Source organism: Microbulbifer aestuariivivens, assembly GCF_039545115.1.
Taxonomy (GTDB): Bacteria; Pseudomonadota; Gammaproteobacteria; order Pseudomonadales; family Cellvibrionaceae; genus Microbulbifer; species Microbulbifer aestuariivivens.
The window spans coordinates 33,973-58,230 of record NZ_BAABRT010000019.1 but is presented as its reverse complement, the minus strand read 5'-3'; the positions used below and the strand labels follow the sequence as shown (position 1 = coordinate 58,230).

The 24,258-nt window shown below is 61.4% G+C and carries 20 protein-coding genes and 1 other RNA gene; 12 read left to right on the top strand and 9 right to left on the bottom strand.

Features of this window, described 5'->3' with window-relative positions:
• The first annotated feature begins 48 nt into the window (after positions 1–48).
• Entirely contained in the window at positions 49–630 is a 582-nt protein-coding gene (locus ABEA58_RS11525) for a superoxide dismutase (protein ID WP_345551667.1), read from the top strand.
• A 120-nt stretch (positions 631–750) separates the two neighbouring features.
• Positions 751–2,652, top strand: a complete 1,902-nt coding sequence (locus tag ABEA58_RS11520) for a DUF885 domain-containing protein (RefSeq protein ID WP_345551665.1) — start codon at positions 751–753, stop codon at positions 2,650–2,652.
• A 270-nt stretch (positions 2,653–2,922) separates the two neighbouring features.
• Here ABEA58_RS11520 and ABEA58_RS11515 read toward each other — a convergent pair whose 3' ends face one another.
• Positions 2,923–3,864: a universal stress protein gene (locus tag ABEA58_RS11515; RefSeq protein WP_345551664.1), complete on the bottom strand. Its 942-nt coding sequence runs from the start codon at positions 3,862–3,864 to the stop codon at positions 2,923–2,925.
• Positions 3,865–4,046: 182 nt separating this feature from the next.
• On the opposite strand from ABEA58_RS11515, the gene ABEA58_RS11510 reads away from it, so the two are divergent.
• From ABEA58_RS11510 to ABEA58_RS11500, 3 genes are read left to right on the top strand one after another with little or no spacing between them, the layout of a single operon-like run.
• A complete protein-coding gene (locus ABEA58_RS11510; RefSeq protein ID WP_345551662.1) occupies positions 4,047–5,558 on the top strand; it encodes a thymidine phosphorylase family protein in 1,512 nt (503 codons plus the stop codon).
• Complete coding sequence (locus ABEA58_RS11505) at positions 5,555–6,472, top strand: ribose-phosphate diphosphokinase (protein WP_345551661.1); 918 nt, start codon at positions 5,555–5,557, stop codon at positions 6,470–6,472. Before ABEA58_RS11510 ends, ABEA58_RS11505 begins: the two co-directional genes overlap by 4 nt.
• 60 nt (positions 6,473–6,532) lie before the next feature.
• Positions 6,533–7,888: an MBL fold metallo-hydrolase RNA specificity domain-containing protein gene (locus ABEA58_RS11500; protein WP_345551659.1), complete on the top strand. Its 1,356-nt coding sequence runs from the start codon at positions 6,533–6,535 to the stop codon at positions 7,886–7,888.
• 112 nt (positions 7,889–8,000) lie between these two features.
• Here ABEA58_RS11500 and hda read toward each other — a convergent pair whose 3' ends face one another.
• Both hda and ABEA58_RS11490 read right to left on the bottom strand, forming a co-directional pair.
• The gene (gene hda, locus ABEA58_RS11495; RefSeq protein WP_345551658.1) at positions 8,001–8,726 is read right to left on the bottom strand and encodes a DnaA regulatory inactivator Hda; all 726 of its coding nucleotides are present in this window, start codon (positions 8,724–8,726) and stop codon (positions 8,001–8,003) included.
• Position 8,727: 1 nt separating this feature from the next.
• Entirely contained in the window at positions 8,728–9,828 is a 1,101-nt protein-coding gene (locus tag ABEA58_RS11490; RefSeq protein WP_345551656.1) for a DUF2066 domain-containing protein, read from the bottom strand.
• 287 nt (positions 9,829–10,115) lie between these two features.
• Between ABEA58_RS11490 and purM the strand changes: the two genes are divergently transcribed.
• From purM to ABEA58_RS11470, 4 genes are all read left to right on the top strand, one after another.
• Complete coding sequence (gene purM / locus ABEA58_RS11485) at positions 10,116–11,165, top strand: phosphoribosylformylglycinamidine cyclo-ligase (protein ID WP_345551654.1); 1,050 nt, start codon at positions 10,116–10,118, stop codon at positions 11,163–11,165.
• A gap of 26 nt (positions 11,166–11,191) precedes the next feature.
• Positions 11,192–11,863: a phosphoribosylglycinamide formyltransferase gene (purN, locus tag ABEA58_RS11480; RefSeq protein WP_345551652.1), complete on the top strand. Its 672-nt coding sequence runs from the start codon at positions 11,192–11,194 to the stop codon at positions 11,861–11,863.
• Between the two features lie 200 nt (positions 11,864–12,063).
• Positions 12,064–12,786, top strand: a complete 723-nt coding sequence (locus ABEA58_RS11475; RefSeq protein ID WP_345551650.1) for a DUF3108 domain-containing protein — start codon at positions 12,064–12,066, stop codon at positions 12,784–12,786.
• 301 nt (positions 12,787–13,087) lie between these two features.
• On the top strand, positions 13,088–14,503 hold the full coding sequence (locus ABEA58_RS11470; protein ID WP_345551649.1) for an OmpP1/FadL family transporter: 1,416 nt from the start codon (positions 13,088–13,090) through the stop codon (positions 14,501–14,503).
• A gap of 512 nt (positions 14,504–15,015) precedes the next feature.
• On the opposite strand, the gene ABEA58_RS11465 is transcribed toward ABEA58_RS11470, so the two are convergent.
• Together ABEA58_RS11465 and ffs are read right to left on the bottom strand one after the other, a co-directional pair.
• On the bottom strand, positions 15,016–16,908 hold the full coding sequence (locus ABEA58_RS11465; protein WP_345551647.1) for a M2 family metallopeptidase: 1,893 nt from the start codon (positions 16,906–16,908) through the stop codon (positions 15,016–15,018).
• A gap of 285 nt (positions 16,909–17,193) precedes the next feature.
• Positions 17,194–17,290: signal recognition particle sRNA small type (gene ffs, locus ABEA58_RS11460), an RNA gene on the bottom strand.
• 206 nt (positions 17,291–17,496) lie between these two features.
• Between ffs and ABEA58_RS11455 the strand changes: the two genes are divergently transcribed.
• Both ABEA58_RS11455 and ABEA58_RS11450 read left to right on the top strand, forming a co-directional pair.
• A complete protein-coding gene (locus ABEA58_RS11455; RefSeq protein ID WP_345551645.1) occupies positions 17,497–18,381 on the top strand; it encodes a 6-carboxytetrahydropterin synthase in 885 nt (294 codons plus the stop codon).
• Between the two features lie 76 nt (positions 18,382–18,457).
• Complete coding sequence (locus ABEA58_RS11450) at positions 18,458–19,174, top strand: 16S rRNA (uracil(1498)-N(3))-methyltransferase (RefSeq protein ID WP_345551643.1); 717 nt, start codon at positions 18,458–18,460, stop codon at positions 19,172–19,174.
• Positions 19,175–19,441: 267 nt separating this feature from the next.
• On the opposite strand, the gene ald is transcribed toward ABEA58_RS11450, so the two are convergent.
• On the bottom strand, positions 19,442–20,587 hold the full coding sequence (gene ald, locus ABEA58_RS11445) for an alanine dehydrogenase (protein ID WP_345551641.1): 1,146 nt from the start codon (positions 20,585–20,587) through the stop codon (positions 19,442–19,444).
• 193 nt (positions 20,588–20,780) lie between these two features.
• Here ald and ABEA58_RS11440 point away from each other — a divergent pair, with 193 nt between their 5' ends.
• The gene (locus ABEA58_RS11440) at positions 20,781–21,266 is read left to right on the top strand and encodes an Lrp/AsnC ligand binding domain-containing protein (protein ID WP_345551640.1); all 486 of its coding nucleotides are present in this window, start codon (positions 20,781–20,783) and stop codon (positions 21,264–21,266) included.
• A gap of 93 nt (positions 21,267–21,359) precedes the next feature.
• Here the strand turns inward: ABEA58_RS11440 and ABEA58_RS11435 are convergent, their stop codons facing one another.
• The 3 genes from ABEA58_RS11435 to putP form a co-directional block, all read right to left on the bottom strand.
• Complete coding sequence (locus tag ABEA58_RS11435) at positions 21,360–21,830, bottom strand: Mpo1 family 2-hydroxy fatty acid dioxygenase (RefSeq protein ID WP_345551638.1); 471 nt, start codon at positions 21,828–21,830, stop codon at positions 21,360–21,362.
• A gap of 111 nt (positions 21,831–21,941) precedes the next feature.
• On the bottom strand, positions 21,942–22,454 hold the full coding sequence (locus tag ABEA58_RS11430) for a macro domain-containing protein (protein WP_345551636.1): 513 nt from the start codon (positions 22,452–22,454) through the stop codon (positions 21,942–21,944).
• Between the two features lie 152 nt (positions 22,455–22,606).
• Entirely contained in the window at positions 22,607–24,073 is a 1,467-nt protein-coding gene (putP, locus tag ABEA58_RS11425; protein ID WP_345551634.1) for a sodium/proline symporter PutP, read from the bottom strand.
• Between the last annotated feature and the right edge of the window lie 185 nt (positions 24,074–24,258).

Genomic DNA, 24,258 nt, shown 5'->3' with positions numbered 1-24,258 from the left:
GGCCAGACTCTCGAATCCTGACCAACCAGACAATAGAAGGAACACAGAATGGCTCACGTTCTTCCCGAACTCCCCTATGCAATGGACGCCCTGGAACCGCACATTTCCAAGGAAACCCTGGAATACCATTACGGCAAGCACCACAAGACCTATGTCGACAAGCTGAACGGCCTGCTCGAAGGCACCGCTGAAGCCGACAAGACCCTCGAGGAAGTCATCAAGTCCTCTTCCGGCGGCGTGTTCAACAATGCGGCCCAGATCTGGAACCACACCTTCTACTGGAACTGCCTGAGCCCTAACGGCGGTGGCGAGGCCACTGGCGCTGTTGCAGAAGCCATCAACAAGGCTTTCGGCTCCTTCGACAAGTTCAAGGAAGAGTTCACTGCCAGCGCCGTGAACAACTTCGGCTCCGGCTGGACCTGGCTGGTGAAGAAAAGCGACGGCTCCGTGGCCATCGTCAACACTTCCAACGCCGCCACACCGCTCACCGAGAGCGACCAGACTCCGCTGCTGACCTGCGATGTATGGGAGCACGCCTACTACATCGACTACCGCAACGCCCGCCCGAACTACATGGAAGCGTTCTGGAAGCTGGTTAACTGGGACTTCGTCAACCAGAACTTCGCCTGATCGCAGTGATCTGAAAAGCGGGCTTACAGCCCGCTTTTTACTTTTCAGCCACCCCCTGCGGTGGCGTCCTCCCCAACCCCATAAACCCACAAGGATTAACACCAAACGGGAATGCCAAACATGCAGTTCACCAAGACCCTGATTGCCGCAGCCATAAGCACGCTGGTAATAACAGGCTGCGACCGCGCCGAGGACAAACCGGCACCAAACCAGGATGCCGGAGCCAGCGCAGAAAGCTCGATTGAAAACGCGAACACCCATTCCAAGGCAACCGCTCAAGACACCTCAGTCAACCCAGAGACGGTCGCCAAGGCCAACCAGCTGTTTGAGGATCACTTCGAGGAGCTGCTCGACCGCAGCCCGGTCTTCAAAACCTTCCTCGGCATGAAAGAGGATTACGATCAGTGGGACAACCTCTCGCCGGAGTTCGAGCGGGAAACCCATGAAATCGTCAAGCGCCAGCTGGCCGAGCTGAAAGCCATCGACGCCAGCGAACTGGATGACTCCACCGTCCTGAGCCTGAAACTGGCCATCCGCAACAAGGAAGAAGAGATCGAGGGCTTCAAGTGGCGGCTGCATACCTATCCCGTCAACCAGATGTACGCCGAGCACACTCAAGTGGCGTCGCTGCTCATCAACCAGCACCGCATTGACAGTGTCGAGGACGCCGACGCCTACATCGCGCGCCTCAATGCCCTGCCGGCGCACTTTGACCAGCTGATCGCCAACCTCAAAGAGCGTGCCGACGCCGGCATCATCCCGCCGAAGTTTGTTTTTCCCTATGTCATCAGTGATGGCAAAAACCTGATTACCGGCGCGCCCTACAGCGAGGGCGAGGACAGCACCCTGCTCAAGGACTTCAAGGGCAAGGTGGAAAAACTCAACATCAGCGACGAGCAGAAGCAGGCCCTGATCACCAAGGCCGAGGCCGCGATGCGCGAAAGCGTGCAGCCGGCGTACGAGGCGCTGATCGCCTATCTCGGTGAACTGGAACAGCAGGCCAACACCGATGATGGCGCGTGGAAATTTCCCGATGGAGACGACTACTACGCCCATCGACTGAATGTTTACACCACCACCGACATGAGCGCCGACGAGATCCACCAGAAGGGCCTCGAGGAAGTGGCGCGCATTCACGACGAAATGCGCGGGATCATGGAGCAGGTCGGCTTCGAGGGCTCACTGCAGGAATTCTTTGAATTCATGCGCACAGACCCACAGTTCTATTACCCGAACACCGAAGAGGGGAAACAGCGCTACCTGAAAGAAGCCACAGCCCTGATCGACAACCTGAAAGAGCGCCTGGACGAGCTGTTTATCAGCAAGCCAAAGGCAGAACTCACCGTCAAGGCCGTGGAGCCATTCCGGGAGAAATCCGCCGGCAAGGCGTTCTACCAGCGTCCGGCCCCGGACGGTTCGCGCCCCGGCATCTATTACGCCAACCTCTACAACATGAACGACATGCCCAGCTACCAGATGGAGGCGCTGGCTTACCATGAAGGCATCCCCGGGCACCATATGCAGCTGTCCATTGCCCAGGAGCTGGAAGGCATTCCCAAGTTCCGCAAGTTCGGCGGCTACACCGCCTATACCGAGGGCTGGGGGCTCTATTCAGAGCTGGTGCCAAAGGAGATTGGCCTGTATCAGGACCCCTACTCCGATTTCGGCCGCCTGGCGATGGAATTGTGGCGCGCCGCGCGACTGGTGGTGGACACCGGCCTGCACAGTAAGAAGTGGACCCGCGAGGAGGCGATCGAGTATCTGGGCAAGAACACCCCCAATCCGCAGGGTGACCAGAAGAAAGCCATCGAGCGCTATATTGTCATGCCCGGCCAGGCCACCGCTTACAAGATCGGTATGCTGAAAATCGTCGAACTGCGGGAGAAAGCCAAGGCAGCCCTCGGCGACCGCTTCGATATTCGCGAATTCCACGATGTCGTGCTCGCCAACGGCGCAGTGCCGCTGGACGTGCTTGAGGAACTGGTGGATGAGTGGGTAGCGCAAGTGCAAGCCCGGCAGTAACCAGAGCAAGCTCTCGGGGCGGCGATAAAAGGCACCCCCTGCACTTTGCGAAAACGGGCCCCTCGGGGCCCGTTTTTTATTCCGCAGACAATTGATCTCAGAGCGATGGCTTTCTGGCGGTGCTCACCAGGCACTACTTCCCAGCCTCTGCCCACTGGTCTCTGCCCTCAACTCAAGGCCCTGGCACCTTTGCTCTTACCCCTGTGCTCCGGTCCCACAGCTCTGGCCCCAAAGCTCTGGCCCCAAAGCTCTGGCCCGGCCGGAAAGTGGCTATGAGAGAGGCTTGACCGGGGTTTTGTAATCACTGGGCTTTAGCGCCAGCAGCGAACAGGTAAGCCGCTGCAGAATATTTTCCGCCGTGTTGCCCATGATGAAACCGGGGATGCCGGTGCGCGCGACGGTACCCATCACCAGAATATCCAGCTGCTTTTCCTCGATCAGATAGGGAATAAAGGAATCCGGTCTCGCGATCGCGTGGTGCACTTCCATCGGCCCCTCGATACCCGATGCGTGAATCAGCGCATCCAGCTTGGCGCGGTGTGCCGCGCCGGCCTTTTCCAGCGCCCGATCCAGCTCTTCATCGGAAATATTAATCGGGTAGTTATGCCGCAGGTACTCATCCACATCGTAATCCCAACAGGACACCACATGTAATATCCCGTTGCAGCCATCCGCGAGCGCGCGGGACAGCCGCAGCAAACGGATGCCGAGATCATAGGCGGAGGGCTGCTTGTACTCAGGGTCCACCGCCACCACAACCCGGACCTCCTCGCGGGGGTGCTCGATGGGTCGGCTCAGCCAGACCGGACAGGGGCACTTGCGCAGCAATTCCATATCCAGCGCCTTAAAGCCCTTGCGCCGGGTAGGCCCCTCCACGTTTTTCACCACCAGGTCGTAATCGTCGGCCAGTACCCGCCGGATAATCCTCTGCGCCGGGTTATCGCCCGCGTCCAGCTGAATTTCAACCGGCTCCGGCGATGCATTCATCTTGAGCAGTTCGCGGGCCTTCTGCAGTGACTGCCCGGCGCGGGCCACAAGGCCATCCCCATACACCCCTTCGTACTCGGTAAACTCCTCCGGCAGGTGAGGACACACCACCAGAATCGCCAGTGTCGCGCCGCTGACCCGGGCCGTACTCAGCGCCTGCATTAGCCCATCGCTTTCATCGACTGTGCCATGACTGACAAAGAGTATTTTGCGGAAGTTCTGCATAGGCTTTCTAGACTCCTCTCTGGTCTCCTCACTAGACTTGTTTGCCTGGGGCGATAGCCGCGGGCCAAGCCATGCCAGGTTTGCCTGGGCATCCCTTCATTATGAGCGGCTTAGCCCCCCGGCAACACCGAAGTGGCGCCCAGTCACACCCGAGCAAAACCCTCTACAGGCCAAGACAGCTCATGCGGCATACCGCCCCCCTCAACGCCCACCTTATGGGCATCGACACCCACGAGGAACCCATCGTCTTTATGCGCAGTGACTGCGCCATCTGCCGCGCGGAAGGATTCACTGCCAACACACGGTTGCAGGTGCAGGCGGGCGAGCGCAGCCTGATCGCGACACTGAATATCGTCAGCAATGAACTGCTGGCCGAGGGTTTGATCGGCTTCTCTGACAGCGCCTGGGAATTCCTGCAGCTGGCCGACAGGCAGCCTGTGCGGGTGCGCCACGCGCCGCTGGTGCGTTCCCTGGGCGCCCTGCGGAAAAAAATCTACGGGCATGCGCTGAACGCGCTGGAAATCAGCGCCATCATCCGTGACATCAGCGGTCGACAGTACTCCGATATCGAAATCGCCAGCTTCCTCACCGCCAGCGCCGCCGGCCATTTGAGCGCCGCCGAGGTGACCGCCATGACCCGCGCCATGGTGGGCAGCGGCAACCAGCTACAGTGGCCTGGTGCCGAGCGGATTTTCGACAAGCACTGTATTGGCGGCCTGCCCGGCAACCGCACCACACCGATTGTGATCTCCATCGGCAGTGCCGCCGGCCTGATGATTCCCAAGACCTCCTCCCGCGCCATCACCTCGCCCGCCGGCACCGCCGACACCATGGAAGTACTGACAGAGGTGGACCTGCCCCTGGAAAAACTGCGCGAGGTGGTGGAGCACACCGGCGCCTGTCTGGCGGCCGGTGGCAAGGTGGGCCTCAGCCCGGTGGACGACCTGTTGATCCGCATTGAGCGGGCGCTGGACCTGGACAGCCCGGGCCAGCTGGTGGCCTCGGTGCTGTCGAAGAAGATCGCCGCCGGCTCCAACCATATCCTCATCGATATGCCGGTCGGGCCCACGGCGAAATTGCGCTCGCGGGAGGAGGCCTGCGAGCTCGCCGGGGTTTTCCATCAGGTGGCGGGCGCTCTGGGCATACAGCTGCGCTGTGTGATCACCGATGGCGCCCAGGCGATCGGCAATGGCATCGGTCCGGTGGAGGAGGCCCGGGATGTGCTCGCGGTCCTGCGCAATCGCGCCGATGCCCCACCGGACCTGGCGGAGCGCTCGCTGTTTCTGGCCGCCAACCTGCTCTCCATGGCCTCCGGCGAAGCGCTGGACAGCACCCTGCCACAGGCACGGGAGATCCTGTACTCCGGGCTTGCCTGGCAGCAGTTCCGGCGCATCTGCGAGGCCCAGGGTGGCCTCAAAACTCTCGGCCAGGCGCCGCACCAGTCGTGCCTGCAGGCGCAGCGCAGCGGCAAGTTGCGCAGTATGGACAACCGCCGCCTTGCCCAGCTGGCCAAGCTGGCGGGCGCCCCCAGTTCGCCGCTGGCAGGACTGCGCCTGCACGTGAAGACCGGCGACAGCGTTATCCCGGGCCAGCCCCTGGCCACCCTGTTCGCCGACACCCCGGGGGAGCTGGCCTATGCGCGGGACTACTACCATCAGAACCGCGACCTGTTCGATATCGAGGCGACCTCGTGAAACCGATCCTGATTCCCCTGCAGAGTGACCTGCCACTGTTCCAGCATTTATGTACCGCGCTGGATGCGGAAGCGGGAGAGCTGGAGCGGCGCCGCTTTCCCGACGGCGAGAGCTACCTGCGGGTCCACAGCGCGGTGGCGGCAAAACCCTGCATCGTGCTGGCGAACCTGTCCGATCCGGACGCCAATATCCCGGCTCTGCTGTTTCTCGCGGATACCCTGCGCGAACTGGGGGCGACCAGTGTCGGCGTGGTGGCCCCCTACCTCTGCTATATGCGCCAGGACCGGCGCTTTCACACTGGCGAAGCCGTCACCGCGCCGAGCTTCGCACGGCTGCTGTCGCGCTACTTCGACTGGCTTGTCTGCGTCGACCCACACCTGCACCGCATCCACCGGTTGCAAGAGGTGTATTCCATTCCCGCAGTGGCCCTCAGCGCGGCGCCGCTGCTGGCCAGCTGGATCGCCGCCAGGGACGAACCCTGCCTGCTGGTGGGCCCCGATGCGGAGAGTCGCCAGTGGGTCAGCGCACTGGCCCGGCAAAGCGGCCAGCCAATGATCGTGGGCGAGAAGCAGAGACTTGGCGACCGGGAGGTGAGAATTTCTTTGCCGGCGCTCTCTCAGTACTGCGGCCATAGCGCGGTACTGGTGGACGATGTGATCTCCAGCGGGCACACGGCCCTGGAGGCGCTGCACAGGCTCCGCGAAGCGGGCTTTGCCCGTATCGACTGTCTCGCGGTGCACGGGCTGTTCGCCGAGGGCGCCGCAGAAAAGCTCCGCCGGGCGGGTGTGCGGCACCTGCTGGCCAGCAATAGCCTCGCCGGCGCGGACAACCGGCTCGACCTGAGCCCGCTGTTGGCGCCGGCGATTCACGAATTGCTCAATCGCAGCCGCAGCGGCCGGGAAAATTCACAGTAGAAGCCACGGTAAAAACTACAGTGAAAAGCACAGGGATAAAACACAGGGAAAACCAGCGCAGTGAATATTCTTTTCCTGGGCGCCACGCAGACGGTTACCGGTTCCAAGTTCCTGGTGGAGCATAACGGCAGCAAGCTGCTGGTGGACTGCGGCCTCTACCAGGGCTACAAGTGGCTGCGCGAGCGCAACTGGCAGACACCGGACTTCGATATCGACGCCATCGACGGCATTCTGCTCACCCACGCACACCTGGACCATTCCGGCTATATCCCGCGCCTGTACCAGCTCGGCTACCGGGGGCCGGTGTTCTGCCATCCGGCGACGCGGGATCTGTGCGGCATACTGCTGCCGGATGCCGGCCATATCCAGGAGGAGGACGCGCGCTTCTACGCCCGCCACCGCCTCGGCAAACACGCCCATCCCCAGCCGCTGTACGATGGCGAAACCGCCGAGCGCAGTCTCGAACTGCTCCAACCACTAGGGTTCGGTCAGGAGCAGCGGCTTGGCGGCCTGAGTTTCCACCTGCAGGGCGCCGGGCATATCCTCGGTGCCGGCAGCGCCATCGTCAAAGCCGCTGGCAAAACAGTGGGTTTCTCCGGCGATGTGGGCCGGCCGGACGACCTGATCATGTACCCACCGGACCCCCTGCCGCCTGTGGACCTGTTGCTGCTGGAATCCACCTATGGCGACCGCGCGCACCCGGAGCTGGATGTGCGCAGCGAACTCAAGCGGGTAGTCAATGAGGCCGTGGCCCGCGGCGGCGTACTGGTTATCCCAAGCTTTGCCGTAGGGCGGGCGCAGATGATCCAGCATATGCTGGTCTCGGCGATGTCGGCAGGCGATATCCCCCGCTTGCCGGTATTTCTGGATAGCCCCATGGCCATCGACGCCTCGCATATCTACCGGCACTATCCCAAACTGCATCGGCTCTCAGAGGCACAGTGCCGGGAGATGGGCCGGCTGGTGACCTACACCCGCGATGTAGAACAGTCAAAAGCGCTGGAGGAGATCACCTACCCGCATATCATCATCGCCGGCAGCGGCATGGCCACCGGCGGCCGGGTTCTTCACCATCTGAAGCGCCTGCTGCCCAACCACCGCACCACGGTGCTGTTTGTCGGCTATCAGGCCGGGGGAACTCGCGGTGCGCGTATGCTCGCTGGCAGCAACGCGGTCAAAATCCACGGCGAGTACATACCTTGCCGGGCCAGAGTGGAAATGCTGGACGGCCTCTCGGCCCACGGGGATTACCTCGATCTGACCCAGTGGCTGATGAATTCACGGCTGGAGAAAGGCACCGAGATACAGCTGGTGCACGGCGAGCCCGACGCCGCCGACTGTATGCGCCTGCACCTGAACGATCACACACCCTTCCAGGTGAATGTGGCGCAGTACCGGCAGATACTGCGGCTCTGAGCCGTGCTGGTCTGTGAGAAGTGCTGGTCTGTGAGAAGTACTGGCCTGTGAGCAATGGGGAACATGAACCACCCGCGCCGATCAGCTGGGCACGGCGAAGTGCCGGCCGGGCTCAGATGCCGAGCACTTCCTTGACGAAGGGAATGGTGATCTTGCGCTTGGCCATCAGCGAGGCCCGGTCGAGGGTCTCCAGGCACTGAAACAGCGCCCCGGTATCCCGCGGCGCCCGGTGCAGGATGTACTGAGCCACGTCTTCGGGCAGGTCAAATCCGCGCAGGCGGCTGCGCTGACGAAGAGCGGCGAGCTTGTCGCTGTCGCCGAGAGGCTGCAACTGGAAGACCAGCCCCCACTGCAGGCGCGAGTGCAGGTCGGCCAGGGCCAGGTCCAGCCCGCGGGGAGATTTGCGGGCGCCCAGCAGCAACTGCCCACCACTGTCGCGCACCCGGTTGTACAGATGGAACAGCGCCTCCTGCCACTCGGGATGACCCTCCACCAGGTGCAGGTCATCGAGGCACACCAGCTCGAGCTGTTCGAGGCCATCCAGCATCACCGCCGGGTCCATGGCCATCAGGTCTTTCAGGGGAAGGTACTGGAAGCTGCGGGCGGCTTCCTCGGCGCCCTGGCAGACAGACTGGAGCAGGTGGCTGACACCACTGCCGGACTCCCCCCAGAGATAGATCACCGGCTCCGGCGACTGCCCGGAGGCGAAATCCTTGAGAGCCGTCACCACCTGCCGGTTGGCATCTTCCCCGGAGAGGTAAAAGTTGTCGAAGGTGGCATCGTCCCGCAGGGACACCCCAAGGGGTAACTGCTGCGGCGCGCCCTGATTGCTGCTCATCTTACTGCCAGCGGTAACGCAGTGGGTTTTGCGGGCTGCCGGGAGGGGCGCGGTAGCCGGTCAGATCGATCAGGTCTTCCTCCGCGCTGGCGCTCAGCCTGCGGTTCAAAGCCAGCGCGTCGCGCAACCGATCCAGCCCCACGGTGGCGGTAATGGAAAAGCGCAGCCGATCGTTATCCACGGACAGCAGCTCGGCACTGCTGATCTGCGCCAGGCCCTGCAGGTAATCGATGGCGCCGGTGTAATCGGCAAATTCGTTGATACCGGAGAGTTCCAGCACCAGCGCATTCTGCTGACCGGCCTCCCCGGCGCGGATCGCGTAGCGCTCGGCGAGCAGGTCGGCGGCGCCGGCGATACCCTGCTGCGCCACCTCTTCCAGGGTGTCACCCCGGGCATCGAAGGCATAGGCGCGCCGCCCGTGAATCAGCAGCCAGTTGGCCTGCCAGCGCCCGGCGGAGAGTTCCAGGGCCCGTCCCATCAAAGTGGCATCCGGGCGATAGCGCACTCCGGCGCGTTCGGCTGCCCGTTCATCCTGGGCCCAGAGGTTTGCCAGGGGCATGGCGCTGCGGTCCAGCTCGTCCATGGCCGGGAAATCCACCGGCAGGCCGCGCTCGACCGCCATCTCTTCGAGGGCGTCGTAAACTTCGGGGGACTGCTGTTGGCTCGGCGCGCTGCGCCCGCTCTGCAGTGTATCCACGGCCAGCCAAACCAGTGTGGCCGGGCGATTGTTGGGCCACAAAGGCAGTTGCAGGCGCTGGACCTGCTGCGCAATCGCCTGTGGCTCATAGGACAGATGCAGGTGGAGCTGGTTGTCTTCCACCTCGTAGCGGTAGCTCTGCAGATACTGCTGCGCCCGCTCGAGCTCCGCGCCCAGCTGGGGATCACCGGCCACCGAAGTTTCACCGGTAACGCGCACGAACACCCGCTCCAGCCCGCGGCGCGCGGCTTCCTCGCGATCCGTGGCGCCGCGACTGGGGACGGCCTCCACAACCTCGTAGAGGTCCGCAACCACTCGGGCCTGGGCGGGCATCGCCAGGGCGCAGGCGCAGAGTAGAAGCGCCATCAAATGAGTCGCCAGCCCTTGCCGGAGCAGCTTGTGCATCGGATCTCTCCCAAACATCTTATTTCTTACGGCCCACTGCAGCGAAATCATCACAAAGGCAGCACAAGACCCCCGGAGCTGGCAGTAAGGCGGGCCCCAAGCGGCTATTGTATCAGTGTCGGCCTTTTCTCCCAGCCCCCAGTTCGCACATTGGGACCTTTGTCACCGGGTAGCTCGCCGCGAGACGAAAGCCAAATAGCGGCAGATCGACGCAGGGCGTGGCTACAAACGCGACTCCGGGCTAGAATACGCGCCCTCTCGAATCCCCCTAGTTTGCAGGAAGAATCATGAGCGATTCCAAACCCCAGTCCCTCAGTTACAAAGATGCCGGTGTGGACATCGACGCAGGCAATGCCCTGGTCGACCGTATCAAGCACGTGGCAAAGCGCACTCAGCGCCCGGAAGTCATGGGCGGGCTGGGCGGTTTCGGCGCACTCTGCGAGCTGCCATCCGGCTACCGCGAGCCGGTGCTGGTTTCCGGCACCGACGGCGTCGGCACCAAACTGCGCCTCGCCATGGACCTGGGCATCCACGACACCATTGGTATCGACCTGGTGGCCATGTGCGTCAATGACCTGGTGGTGGCAGGTGCCGAACCGCTGTTCTTCCTCGACTACTATGCCACCGGCAAGCTCAATGTGGATGTGGCCGCCCAGGTTGTCACCGGTATCGGCCGCGGCTGCGAACTCTCCGGCTGCGCCCTGGTCGGCGGCGAGACCGCCGAGATGCCCGGCATGTACGAAGGTGACGACTACGACCTGGCGGGCTTCTGCGTGGGCGTGGTGGAAAAATCCGAGATTATCGACGGCAGCAAGGTCAAAGCCGGCGACAAGCTGATCGGCCTCGCCGCCAGCGGCCCCCACTCCAACGGTTACTCCCTGATCCGCAAGGTACTGGAAGTCAGCGGCGCCGACCTGCAGCAGGATATGGGCGGCAAAACTCTGGCCGCAGCGCTGATGGCGCCCACCCGCATTTATGTGAAGAACCTGCTTGAACTGATGAAGTCCACCCAGGTCAACGCCCTCAGCCACATCACCGGCGGCGGTCTGCTGGAGAACCTGCCACGGGTGCTGCCCGAGGGCGCCAAGGCCAAGATCGATGTCAGCAGCTGGGAAATGCCGCCGGTTTTCCGCTGGCTGCAGCAGGCCGGCAATATCGATGGCCGCGAGATGTACCGCACCTTCAACTGCGGTGTGGGCATGGTGATCTGCGTGCCGGCAGAGCAGGCTGAGCAGGCCCTGCAGACTCTGCAGCAGCTCGGTGAAGAGGCGTTTATCGTCGGCAGTATCGACTCGGCCGCCGAAGGTGACGAGACCGTGGAGCTGGCGGGACTCTGATGACTGGGACATCTGGAATTTCAGGGGTGTCAGAACACAGTGAGGAAAAGCGCTGCCGCGTGGTGGTGCTGATTTCCGGCAGCGGTACCAACCTGCAGTCCATCATCGACTCGGCCGCCGGGGAAAACTCGCCCTACGCGGTCTGCGCCGTGATCAGCAACAAGGCCGAGGCCTATGGCCTGACCCGCGCCCAGACTGCGGGAATCGCCACCGAGGTGATCAACCACCGCGACTATCCCGACCGGGAGGGTTTTGACAGCGCCCTGATCGAGACCATTGACCAGTACCAGCCGGACCTGGTGGTGCTGGCCGGCTTCATGCGGATTCTCACCCCGGGGTTCGTGCGCCACTACAGTGGACGCCTGCTCAATATCCACCCCTCGCTGCTGCCGAAATATCAGGGCCTGCACACCCACCAGCGCGCCCTCGAGGCCGGCGATCGCGAACACGGCGCCACGGTGCATTTTGTCACCGAGGAACTGGATGGCGGCCCGCCGATTGTGCAGGCCACAGTGCCGATCGAACCCAATGACTCCGCAGAGACGCTCGCCCAGCGGGTTCAGGTGCAGGAACACCTCATCTACCCCCTGGCGGTACAGTGGTTCGCCGAAGGCCGCCTGCGCATGAATGGCGAACGCGCCGAGCTGGATGGCCAGCCCCTGCCCCCCTGCGGCCAGCGGATCGACAGCCGCGCCTGAATCGCGCCAGCTACTATCGCGCTCACAATTATCTATCGCGCCAACTGCCCGGCTAACCACCGCACTTGCCACCGCACTAAATCCGCGCGCCGGGGTCAGAGGCTTTACAGGCTTTGCATCCGGCGCCGCTTCACACCTCAACAGGCACGGCAGCCGGATGCTAAAGTGTTGCATCCGCGCTCGGACAACTGGAGGTCAAAGTGCCATTTCGCAAAATCGCCTCGCTGGTCTCATTTTTCACCGTCTTGCTCTCCCTCCCCCTGCTGGCGCCGCTGGTCAGCGCCGCCGAGCTGAAACCCTTCCGCGCCGTTTACGAGGCCCGCTACGGCGCCTTTGAGGTCACCGCCACCCGCTCGCTTTCGGGCAGTGCGGATAACTGGCGGCTGGATTTTCAGGCAGACTCTTTTTTCGCCGACATCAATGAATTCTCGCGTTTTCAAAATCGGGATGGCCAGCTCTCGCCACTGCATTACGAATACCGCCGCTCCGGCCTCGGCCGCAGGCGGCACACTGCGCTCAACTTTGAACAGGCGGACAAGCGTGTGGTCAACCTGACCAACACCAAGCGCACCTTGGAAAACGCGCCGGAAAAAACCCAGGACAAAATCAGCTACCAGCTGCAGCTGGCTCTGGATGTTGCCGCCGGCAAGCAGGATCTCCATTACCTGGTGGCGGACGGTAGAAAAATCCGCGAATACCGCTTTACCGTCGCCGGCACAGAAAAGCTGCAGACCCCCCTTGGGGAAGTGGAAACCATCAAGGTTCAGCGGGTGCGGGAAGACGACGGCCGGGAAACGAACATCTGGTTTGCCCCGGCATGGAACTATGCACTGGTGAAGCTGCAGCAAAATGAAGATGACGAAACCTACCAAATTGCTTTGACTGAATTAACCATCGATGGAAAAAGCATCAGCGCTCGCTGAACAACTGCAAATTTTCCGACAAAAAGCCAAAAAAAATCCGTCATGGAATGGATTTTCTGACTCATTCTCCTTATAAAGTCGCCCGTTTCCTCCGGTGCAGTAGCGTGACAGAGTCGCGCTGCTAATATTTCTTTTTGCACCATGGAACACCCTGCGAGAGTTGAAAGCTTGGAAATTTCTGAAGTCTCGAATCTTTGAAACTTTGGAACTCTGAAAAAAGCTTTCCTGCCGGATGCGCGCATCGGTACTCCCGCATTGGGCGCCCCGGCCAAAAGTCACCAGTAATACAGAGTGGGACCTCATGAAACAGAATTTATTGCGCCGCGCAGCATTGGCTGTTGCGATCAGCACCGTTTCCAGCGGCAGCATGGCTGCCGGTTTCTACCTTCAGGAATCCAGCACCAGTGGCCTTGGCCGCGCCTATGCAGCAGAGAATACGATTGGTGACAACGCCGCGATTCTCGGCCGCAACCCTGCTGGCTCCGCGCTGTTCGACAGCATCAGCCTCAGCGGCGGCCTCATGTACGTCAACCCGGAAATCGACGCGGCGGGCACTACGACCTACTACTTCGACGATGGAAATGGCGGTTTTAATAACTTCAACACCGTCGCCCAAGCGAACGACTATGCCACCGACGCCTTTATCCCCAACGCCTACCTGGCCGTGCCGCTCGACGAGACCTGGTCCCTCGGCCTGGCGATGTTCACCACTTACGGCCTGGAAACCAATTTCGACTCCTCCTGGCCGGTGACCAATATTGCCGATCAGACCGAGCTGCTGACCATCAACATCGCACCCTCGGTCGCCTACGATTTCAACGACCAGTTCAGCGTCGGCGTTTCCGCCAACTTCGTTTACGCCAAGGCCAAGCTGAACACCATGGTGCCGCGCAACTTCCCGGTGGCCTCCGAACAGCGCAAAAAAATCCTCGACTACGACCACGCCGACGACTGGGATGTGAGCTGGTCTATTGGCGGACTGTGGAGAATCAACGACCAGACCCGCCTGGGCATCTCCTACCACTATGAAATCGAGCCGAAGCTGGAAGGCGACGTCACTTCCGACTACCTGCCGACGGCCGCACTGCCTCCAGCTCTGCAACCAGCATTCCCACCATTCGACGATGCCCGGGGCGATGTCAGCCTGAACCTGCCCGATACACTCGAGCTGGGTTTTTACCACCGCTTCAACGATCAGTGGGGCATCGCGGCCGGCCTGATGTGGACCGACTGGGATGATTTCGAGCGTCTGGAAGCTTACATTCCCTCCGCCCGCCTGGGCGTGGAGGACGAGCCTTTCAACCCGCTGCTGGTGAAGGAAGAGAACTTCAAGAGCGGCTTCCGCTACAGCATTGCCGGGGAATATTACCCCTGCGAGGAGCTCACCTGGCGCATTGGCTACGCCTACGATGAGGGCGCCGCCCGCGATGGCCTGAACCCTGCGGGAGCCGCAGAGGCAGAGGCCACGGTCGGCGAAGCGCTGCCGGTTACCTGGCGCTCGCTGTCGATCCCCGACACCGATCGCCAGTGGATCACCTTCGGCGCCACCTACAAGTTCGACAAGCACCTGAGCATTGATGGCGGTTTTGCCTACCTGTGGGGCGACGACGAAACCATCAAGGAGTTCGGTCAAATTCCGGTACCCACTTATTTCGATGGTGGCACCACCAACCTCGAAGCCTGGCTGGTTGGCGCTTCTGTGAACTACACTTTCTAATCACAGACGCCAGAGCCTACCCAACCAAGGCAAACAAAAAGGCCGGGCAGCGCAAGCTGCTCGGCCTTTTTGTTTTCTCCGGCGGGCGTTTCTTAAAAACCGTCTATGGCCGTGCGAATAATCACCGTTTGCTGTATGCCCCTCACCGAACAACGCAAGCGGTGAGCATCAAGGCTGGGGTTTTGAAGCAGGGCTTGAAACCAGGAATTTTTGTTAGGGCTTTGCCAAGTTTAGCTTGGCAGCCTACTGCCAGTGAATACGGCGCGGCCACCCTGGGACCATTAGATCCACCAGCGCCACAAAAGCCACGGGCGACAGTATCCGCCGCTATGGAAAAGAGGCGACAGGTGATAGGTGATAGGTGATAGGTGATAGGTGATAGGTGATAGGAACGCTATCGGCAAAAGAAAGCAGCCAACAGCCGCAACAACTTTTTATCGGCGGAAACACTGCGGGGCCACAGGGGCCGCGGAGCGAGCCGTGCTCCGCGCTACCAACTCCCCCAAAGATGATTATTCCCAGCCGCAGTCGCGCCCTTTGTTTTGCTCTTGCAGATACGCCATCAGCGGCGCGAAGTAATCGATGATCGCAGAAGCATCCAGCTCGCGCTGTCCGGTGATGGCTTGCATGGCTTCAGGCCAGGGTTTGCTGGCGCCCATGGCCAGCATTTCGCGCAGCTTCTTGCCGGCGGCGTCATTGTTGTAGATGGAGCAGCGATGCAGCGGGCCCTTGTGACCGGCGGCCTCACACAGGGCGCGATGAAACTGGAACTGCTGTATGCGGGCCAGAAAATAGCGGGCGTATGGGGTGTTTCCGGGGATATGGTATTTCGCACCGGGATCGAAGTCCGCTTCGCTGCGCGCTACCGGGGCCTGAATCCCCTGATAGTCCTCCCGCAGCTGCCACCAGGCTTTGTTGTAATCCTGCGGCTGCACCTCTCCGTCAAATACCTGCCAGCGCCACTTGTCCACCAGAAGGCCGAAGGGCAGGAAGGCAATCTTGTCCAGCGCCTGGCGCATCAGGAAACCCACATCCTTGTCGCTGCCGGGCACTTCTTCCATCAGGCCGATTTCCTTAAGGTATTTCGGCGTAATGGACAGGGCGACGGCGTCGCCCACCGCCTCGTGAAAACCGTCATTGGCGCCCTCGCGGTAAAGGAACGGCTGATCCTTATAAATGCGCTGGTAGAAGTTGTGTCCCAGCTCATGGTGGACGGTGATAAAGTCATCCGCGGTTTTCTGGATACACATTTTGATACGAATATCGTCCTCGCCATCCATATTCCAGGCGCTGGCATGGCACACCACATCGCGGTCGCGGGGCTTGGTGAACTGGGAGCGCTCCCAGAAAGTATCCGGCAGCGGCTCGAACCCGAGGGAAGTGAAGAAACGCTCGCCCACCTCGACCATCTCCTGCTCGCTCATGCCCGACTCCTGGATCAACGCATCCAGATCATAGGGCGCCTCCATGTCTTCGTCTTTGACCACGTCATAAATATTGCCCCACTCCTGCGCCCACATATTGCCGAGCAGGTGCGCGGGAATCTTGCCCTTGGGCGGCACCACCTCGTCGCCGTAGCGCTCGTTGAGCTTGGCCCGCACATGGCAGTGCAGCGCCACGTACAGCGGCTTGACCTTCTCCCATTGCGCGTCCATATCCGCGGAAAAGTCATCGGCAGCCATATCGTACTTGGAGCGCCACATATCACTGAGGTTGTCATACCCCAGCTCCCGCGCACCGGCGTTGGCGATTTCCACCTGGCGCTGATACAGCGGCTTCATCGGCGGCGACACCTGGCGCCAGCCTGTCCATATCTCCTCAAGCAGCTCGGGATCGCGGCTCTCCGCCATCAGGCGGCCCATCTCGGTGAGGCTGTAGCACTTTTCCGCGTCGCCCTCGCCGGTGCAGTACTTGCCGGAGCCATACATGCCCTGCAGTTTGGACTGCAGCTGCGCCAGCTCGGCGGTCTGCTTGGGGTCCTTGGGTGCCGGCAGAACCAGCGCCTGCTTCAGCATGGTCAGCTGGCGGCGGGTCTCATCGTCCAGCGGCAGCGCGTCGAATTTTGCCGCCTCATTGGCCAGCTCCACAGCCAGGGAGGTGAAACGCTCGGAGGCGAGGGATTCCACATACTGGGAATCCTCATTGATGTAGGTTGAGGCCAGCCAGCTGGCGTGGCTCAGCTCCCGCCCCATCTCGGCCAGACGGGACTGGGCGTCATCGAGGAATGCCTTCGCATCAGCAGGCGTCGGCTCGGCGCCGCTTTGCGCGCTATCGGAGGGCTGGGCGGCGGTGTTCGTCGCCTGAGAGGGAGCCTTGCCGCCATCACCATTGCCGTTGCCACAGCCGGATAAAACCACTGCGGCCGCGACCACTGGGGCAACTACCGCCAGAGCTATTTTTTTCATCGGTTCCCTCTTAGGTTTTATCGGAATCGGTTACGGCATGCCATTGCGTTTATAGCATAGGGAAAAGCGTCAACGAGGGGCGAAGGCGGCTGCGGGCGAAACATCGGCACAGGAATCCCTGTGGTTCTATCCCAGTACAGCGAAAGGCAAGTCGGCAATTCCGGCAAATTCAATTCAACGCCGGAAAAAACAGATTGATGCGCAGGGCGCGGGGATTCATCAAGGCGCTATTTCAGCGGGTGGGATTCACAGGAAGTGAGTTTCCGAGGCCGGAAATGGAGGCAGCCCAACCAGCACACCCTCGGCACATGACGTCACTGCTACCGTTGCTCCCTTCCGGGCCTGGCGGGGTTCACAGCTGTTCATTGCGAGGGGACCGGAAGGGCCGCCATTGCAGTTCTTAAACACCGACCCGGGGCATCCCCAGGGTCCTGTTAAGACTCTTAAGACTCCGACCGATATCGACAGGCGATCAGCATCGAAGAGGCCGGGATTATAGAGACTCACAGGCGCGAGTTCTACCCCTGTTAGCGGTTATACTAGGCCCGCGTTTTCCCCCTGATTCCGACCCAACCCCTAAGGCAGTTCATGCACCTTTTTGTCGACAACCTCATCAATGTTGATTTCAGCTACCTGGACCACAAGCGCGGTCTGGTGGGCGAGACCTGGCTCGCCAGCGCCGCTCTCGATGGCGCACTGGACGAACAGGGTATGGTGTGCGATTTCGGCATCGTCAAGAAAACCCTGCGCAACTGGCTGGACAGCGAGCTGGATCACCGGCTGCTGGTGCCCTTACAGTCAGCGCATCTGGAGCTGCAGCGCAGTGGGGACACCCTGGCACTGACCTGGCAGCTGGAAGACGGTGAACAGATTACCGTCAGCGGCCCCGAGCAGGCCTTTGCGCTGGTGGATGTCGAAGAAATCTCCGAGCAGAGCGTCGCCGCCTGGTGTGTCGGCCAGCTGGATTCCGCCTTCCCCAGCCATGTGGCGAAACTGCAACTGCGCTTTGACTGCGAAGCCATCGACGATGCCTACTACCACTACAGCCACGGGCTGAAAAAGCACGACGGCAACTGTCAGCGCATCGCCCACGGCCACCGCTCCAGAATACAAATCTTTATCGATGGCAGACGCAGCCCGGACTGGGAAAGCCGCTGGGCGCAGCGCTGGCAGGATATCTACTTGGGCACCCGCGAGGACCTGGTCAGCCCTGAGGGGCTGGCCAGCGCTGAGCACAAAGCGCAGAAGCAAGTCGAGTTCGCCTACCAGGCCCGTCAGGGAGCCTTCACCCTGGGCCTGCCCGCCAGCCGCTGTGAACTGGTGCAGTGTGACACCACCGTGGAACAGCTGGCTGTGTATATTGCCGACACCATCGCCAACACCATTGCCGCCGAACAGGAAAAAGGCCGCATTGTACGGGTCCGCGCCTACGAGGGGCTGGGCAAGGGGGCCGAAGTCAGCGTATCCCGCTAGCGCCGGTGGACAGCGCTCCCCCACGCAGCCCCCCGCCAGCCTGCGCTGACCGTCGCCGCAAGATGAGAACCACCTCTTGAACCTGATTATCCTGTTCCCCGATGACTTCACCGAAGCCACCCGCGCAACCCTCACTGGCCGTCGCCACGGGCATATACGCCAGGTGCACCGGGCGCAGCCCGGCGACACCCTCAAAGTGGGGCTGCTGGGCGGCGCCATCGGCCGCGCTGAAGTACTCAGCATTGATGACCATGCGGTGCAGCTTGCGGTAGAGCTGCTGGACCCCGCCCCCCCGGCGCTGCCCCTGACGGTGATCCTGGCGCTGCCGCGTCCCAAAATGCTCAAACGCATCATCCAGCATGTGACCACTCTCGGCGCCAAGAGAATCTATCTGGTCAATGCCTACCGGGTGGAAAAGTCCTACTGGCAATCGCCGTGGCTGGAAGCGGAAAAACTGCGCGAGCTGTGCCTGCTGGGACTGGAACAGGCGGTGGATACGCAGATGCCAACCATCGAGATCCGCAAGCGTTTCAAACCCTTTGTGGAAGATGAACTCGGCGAGATCGCCGCCAACTCGCGCCGCCTGGTCGCCCACCCGGTGACAGACACCCCCTGCCCGGTGGATATCGACGAACCGGTGACTCTGGCGGTGGGGCCGGAAGGCGGTTTTATTGCCTACGAGGTGGAAAAGCTGCAGGAGCAGGGCTTCGAGAGTGTGCATCTTGGACCGCGCATCCTGCGGGTGGAAACGGCGCTGCCGGTACTGCTGGGACGCCTGTTCCCCGGCCGCTGATAGGCTCTAGAGCCACGGTCTCTAGCGCCGTCCCCTGCCCCAATTAGCCCCACCCCTGAGCGCGGCACTGGCATGAAACTGCGCCGGTTTGAACAGGCACCAGCCTGCAACTGGCGGGCACAAAAAAGCCGCGTAAAAACGCGGCTCTAAAATGGTGGCTGCCGCCACCGGTTCTCACAGAGTGGGGCGCAGGCTGCGCCCCCGGGGAGAAAATTCGCTCAAACAAGAAGACGAGCGAGAATCAAGCAAATGTGTTCAGGCAGAGGCTCAGGCCACTGCATCCTGCTGTACTGCAGACTTCTGCAGGGCCAGCTTGGGATCGACGAACTCGTAACCCAGAACATCTGCCACCGCCTGGTAAGTCACCATACCAGCGTGGACGTTCAGTCCCTCCAGCAGGTTGGCGTCGTCCAGCAGAGCCTGCTTGGCGCCCTTGTTGGCCAGGGCAACCGCGAACGGCAGGGTCGCGTTGTTCAGAGCCATGGTGGAGGTACGGGCAACACCGCCGGGCATGTTGGCAACACAGTAGTGCACCACGCCGTCCACCACGTAGGTGGGGTTCTCGTGGGTGGTGGCCTTGGAAGTCTCGAAGCAGCCGCCCTGGTCGATAGCAACGTCCACAACAACCGCGCCTTTCTTCATGCGGCTGATGATGTCGCGAGTCAGCAGCTTCGGCGCTGCGGCACCCGGGATCAGAACCGCACCGATCACCAGGTCAGCTTCCAGCGCATGGCTCTCGATGGCGTCATTGGTGGAGTACTCGGTGCGCACGGCGCCGCCGAAGATATCGTCCAGCTGACGCAGGCGCGGCAGGGAGCGGTCCAGAATGGTCACGTCCGCACCCATACCCAGAGCCATCTTGGCAGCGTTGGTGCCGACAACACCACCGCCGATGATCAGCACCTTGGCGGGGGCTACGCCGGGAACACCGCCCAGCAGCACGCCGAGGCCGCCCTGGGCTTTTTCCAGATGGTGGGCCCCGCACTGCACGGACATACGGCCGGCAACTTCAGACATCGGGGCCAGCAGCGGCAGTCCGCCAAAGCGGTCGGTCACGGTTTCGTAGGCGATGCAGGTGGCACCGGACTTCACCAGCAGCTCGGTCTGCTTGGGATCGGGCGCCAGGTGCAGGTAGGTGTAGAGAATCTGCCCCGGGCGCAGCATTTCGCATTCCTGCGGCTGCGGCTCTTTGACCTTGACGATCATGTCGGCGCTGGCGAAGATTTCTTCCGCCGTGTCGATGATACGGGCACCCGCTTCAACGTACATTTCATCGCTGAAGCCGATGGCGGAACCACCGTCTTTCTGTACCATCACTTCGTGACCGTGGCTGATCAGCTCGCGTACGCTGGCCGGAGTCAGGCCGATGCGGTATTCGTGGTTTTTGATCTCTTTTGGTACACCAATCAACATTTTCTCTACTCCTGAAAATAAAGGACGCCCGCACTGTTAATCGACGGTTTGCCGTCCTGCCTCTGTGATTTCGGCTAGTATAGGAGCAGCCAACAAGTGGATTTCTGATAGATTTTCGATTTAACCAGTGGATTCCACTGATACAGGCCCGGAAATGCTGATTTTTTGAGCGAACAAACTTTTTGGAGCCCCCATGCGCAAGCGCGCCAACGAACTGAGCACCATCGACCGCAATATCCTGCGCGTCCTGCAAAAAAACGGCCGCACAAGCTATGCCGAACTGGCCCGTCAGGTGGGTCTCACCGCCACCCCCTGCGTCGAGCGCGTGCGTCGCCTTGAGAGCGACGGCGTCATTCAGGGCTATACGGCCCTGATCAACCCCGAGTTCCTCGATGCCGCACTGGTGGTCTTTGTGCAGATCCGCCTCAACCGCTCCGCTCAGGATGCCTTCGAGGATTTTCGCAACGCCGTCGCCGCCCTGCCGGAAGTGCAGGAGTGCTATCTGGTATCCGGTAATTTCGATTACCTGATCAAGGCGCGGGTGGCGGACATGAGCGCCTACCGGAAGTTTTACGGGGAGACCCTGCTGACCCTGCCGGAGGTGCAGGAGTGCACCAGCTATGTGGTGATGGAGCAGGTGAAGGAAACCTTGGAGGTGCCGGTGCACTACAACCGTTGAGGGGACTGCAGCCAGTGAGAGGGCCAAGGAGGGCAGTGAGAGGGCCGAGGAGGCCAGGCCCCGGCGATATTGCCCGGGGCCTGCACTTCAGCGTTAGTAACGAATACCCAGTTTTCTGTACACAAAGCCGATCACCCAAGCCGGGCCGATCAGCAGGAACTGCAGGTCTTTAAAGAAAGAGGGTTTCTTGCCCTCCACGTGGTGGCCGATGAACTGGAAAATCCACATCACCACAAACAATATCAGCGATATCTGCCAGACGCTGAAGCCCAGCCGCTCGAGCACAGACCAGCCCCACAGGCACACCACACTCAGGGCCACCATCCCCAGCGCCAGAGAGAAAGACACCACGGCATAAAACATCAGCGCCGGCACCAGCGCCACCACCGCCCAGTTGAGCCAGGGGATCTGCGCCATAAACGCCGGCTGGGGAATGGACCACACCAGGCCGATCACCGTTGCATAGATCACCGGCACGGCGATCCAGTGAATCGCTTTATTGATGGGATTCTGATGGCTCTCGCCATATTCGCTGAACCACTGCTCCGCGCTGCGCATACTCATATCCTCGCGTCTTTTTATTGCTGTAATGTTATTGGCGTTATTTTTGCTGTTATTTTTTCTGTTGTATCGCCACCAATCATGTTGGAGGCCGGCGCAGGAATCAACCATATTTCAGCGACGCACCAGAGGCTCCAGTTGCTGCCGGTAGAGAACGGCCATGGCCTCGTCAAAGCAACAGAAAAGAATCTCGAATGGTGGGCTGCCCCGGTCCAGGTGGTCCTGAACCTGCTCGAGCGCGATCTCGACGGCCAGCTCCGGCGGATAGTCGTAGACACCGCAGCTGATGGCGGGAAAAGCGATGGAGCCCATCCCCTCGCGCCGGGCAAGGGAAAGGCATTGACGGTAACAGCTGGATAACAGCTCCGGCTCACCGAGGTTGCCGCCCCGCCAGACCGGGCCAACGGTGTGGTAAATACGCTTTGCCGACAGGGAAAAAGCCGGCGTTGCCCTGACTTCACCGACCGGGCAGCAGCCGATTTCACGGCACGCCTGCGAGAGCTCGGGCCCGGCGGCCCGGTGCACAGCGCCATCCACCCCACCGCCACCCGCCAGATGGCGATTGGCCGCGTTGACGATTACATCGGCCTGTAATCGAGTGATATCTCCCAGATGAACTTCTACCACTCAGTATCTCCAACCGCGTTGTCGTTTAGTCCTGCGGATGGAAATCCTTTTCGCCCTCAGCCGGTGCAGGGCCCCGGCTGAGGCTACCGCAGGCCGGATTTTCCGGCCCGGCGTGGCGATGCGTCCCGCACTGCCATGCGTGGTGTCGCAGCTCAGCCCATCATTGCGCGGTGTCGCTGCTCCACCTCGGCAGGACATTTCGTCACTGCACTCACTAAAACGATAGCAGCTGCGGAGAAAACGAAACCCGGCAGCAGTTCGTAGACATCGAAGATACCCCCCGCGAGCTGCTTCCATACCAGCACCGTCACGCCCCCCACCAGCACGCCGGCAATGGCGCCGGCGCCGGTCATACGCGCCCAGAACAGGCTGATCAGGATCGCCGGGCCAAAGGCCGCACCGAGGCCGGCCCAGGCGTATGCCACCACATCGAGCACATTGGAGTCCGGCTCCATGGCCACCCAGACCGCCACCAGCGACAGGGCAACCACCGCCCAGCGCCCGACTTTCACCATGGCCTCGGGGCTGGTGCTGCGGCCAAACCAGACATGGTAAATATCCTCCGCAAGCGCCGCCGAGGAGACCAGCAGCTGGGAATCGGCGGTGCTCATAATCGCCGACAGGATTGCCGCCAGCAGAACACCCGCCACCAGCGGGTGGAACAGCACTTCCACCAGCGCCATAAACACCCGTTCGCCATCCGCCAGCACCTGCGTGAGTTCCAGGTGTCCGAACAGCCCCACGGCCATGGCGCCGAGAAAGCCCACCAGCGACCAGACCGCGGCCACCGTCGCGGCCAGTGGCACATCGTTGGCACTGCGCAGCGCCTGAAAGCGCGCCAGAATATGCGGCTGGCCGAAATAACCGAGTCCCCAGGCCAGAGAGCTGAGAATGGCCACCACACCCAGCGCCTGCCCGCTGCTGTCCTGCGTCCAGTGCATCAGCTGCGGCACCTGCTGCTCCAACTGGCCCCAGCTGGCGGCAAAGCCGCCCTCATCCATGATCACCACCAGCGGCACCATTACCAGCGCCAGGCTCATCAACAGTCCCTGAAAAACATCCGTCCAGGACACCGCCAGAAAGCCACCGAAGAGGGTGTAGGAGATCACCGCCGCCGCGCCGATGCCCACCGCCCAGCGGTAATCCCAGCCGAACACCGTCTCGAACAGCTTGCCGCCGGCGATGAGGCCCGAGGCAACATAGAAGAGGAAAAACAGCAGAATAAAGACAGCGCACAGGGTGCGCAGGTAAGGGTGACCCATATTGAAGCGCCGGTGCAGGTAGGCGGGCACCGTCAGGGCATCGTCCAACTCGAAAGTATAGATCCGCAAGCGGCGGGCCATCACCGTCCAGCTCAATAGGATGCCGCTGAACAGACCAATCGCGATCCAGCCCGAGGAGAGGCCGCTGGCATAAGCCGCACCCGGCAGGCCGAGCAACAGCCAGCCGCTCATGTCGGACGCGCCGGCGCTGAGGGCCGCCACCGCCGGCGGCAACGAGCGACCGCCGAGAAAATAGTCACTGGCATTTCTGGTGCGCAGATAGGCGTATACGCCAATCAGCAGGATCAAGGCCAGGTAGGCCACGAAGGTGAGGACGATCAGCCACTGTCCTGACATGGTAACTCCCGTTCAGCTATGCAGATCCGGCCCGCAGGAAGGTGAGAATAGGCCCTGCAGTGAATTTTTGTGTTAATTGCGCGTAAATATTCCTGTTCGCTGGCACCGACTCAATCCACAAACTACATATTGGGGATAGACACGGAAAGTAAGACAACACTATGGGCATTTGTCTGGACGAGTTA

Excerpts from the sequence above, each read along its gene's own strand:
- putP (WP_345551634.1), bottom strand. The coding sequence starts at position 24,073 with ATGTCAGGACAGTGGCTGATCGTCCTCACCTTCGTGGCCTACCTGGCC.
- ABEA58_RS11455 (WP_345551645.1), top strand. The coding sequence starts at position 17,497 with ATGCACCTTTTTGTCGACAACCTCATCAATGTTGATTTCAGCTACCTG.
- hda (WP_345551658.1), bottom strand. The coding sequence starts at position 8,726 with ATGAGCAGCAATCAGGGCGCGCCGCAGCAGTTACCCCTTGGGGTGTCC.
- ABEA58_RS11515 (WP_345551664.1), bottom strand. The coding sequence starts at position 3,864 with ATGCAGAACTTCCGCAAAATACTCTTTGTCAGTCATGGCACAGTCGAT.
- ABEA58_RS11470 (WP_345551649.1), top strand. The coding sequence starts at position 13,088 with ATGAAACAGAATTTATTGCGCCGCGCAGCATTGGCTGTTGCGATCAGC.
- ald (WP_345551641.1), bottom strand. The coding sequence starts at position 20,587 with ATGTTGATTGGTGTACCAAAAGAGATCAAAAACCACGAATACCGCATC.
- purM (WP_345551654.1), top strand. The coding sequence starts at position 10,116 with ATGAGCGATTCCAAACCCCAGTCCCTCAGTTACAAAGATGCCGGTGTG.
- ABEA58_RS11435 (WP_345551638.1), bottom strand. The coding sequence starts at position 21,830 with ATGAGTATGCGCAGCGCGGAGCAGTGGTTCAGCGAATATGGCGAGAGC.
- ABEA58_RS11465 (WP_345551647.1), bottom strand. The coding sequence starts at position 16,908 with ATGAAAAAAATAGCTCTGGCGGTAGTTGCCCCAGTGGTCGCGGCCGCA.
- ABEA58_RS11525 (WP_345551667.1), top strand. The coding sequence starts at position 49 with ATGGCTCACGTTCTTCCCGAACTCCCCTATGCAATGGACGCCCTGGAA.
- ABEA58_RS11440 (WP_345551640.1), top strand. The coding sequence starts at position 20,781 with ATGCGCAAGCGCGCCAACGAACTGAGCACCATCGACCGCAATATCCTG.
- ABEA58_RS11510 (WP_345551662.1), top strand. The coding sequence starts at position 4,047 with ATGCGGCATACCGCCCCCCTCAACGCCCACCTTATGGGCATCGACACC.
- ABEA58_RS11520 (WP_345551665.1), top strand. The coding sequence starts at position 751 with ATGCAGTTCACCAAGACCCTGATTGCCGCAGCCATAAGCACGCTGGTA.
- ABEA58_RS11490 (WP_345551656.1), bottom strand. The coding sequence starts at position 9,828 with ATGCACAAGCTGCTCCGGCAAGGGCTGGCGACTCATTTGATGGCGCTT.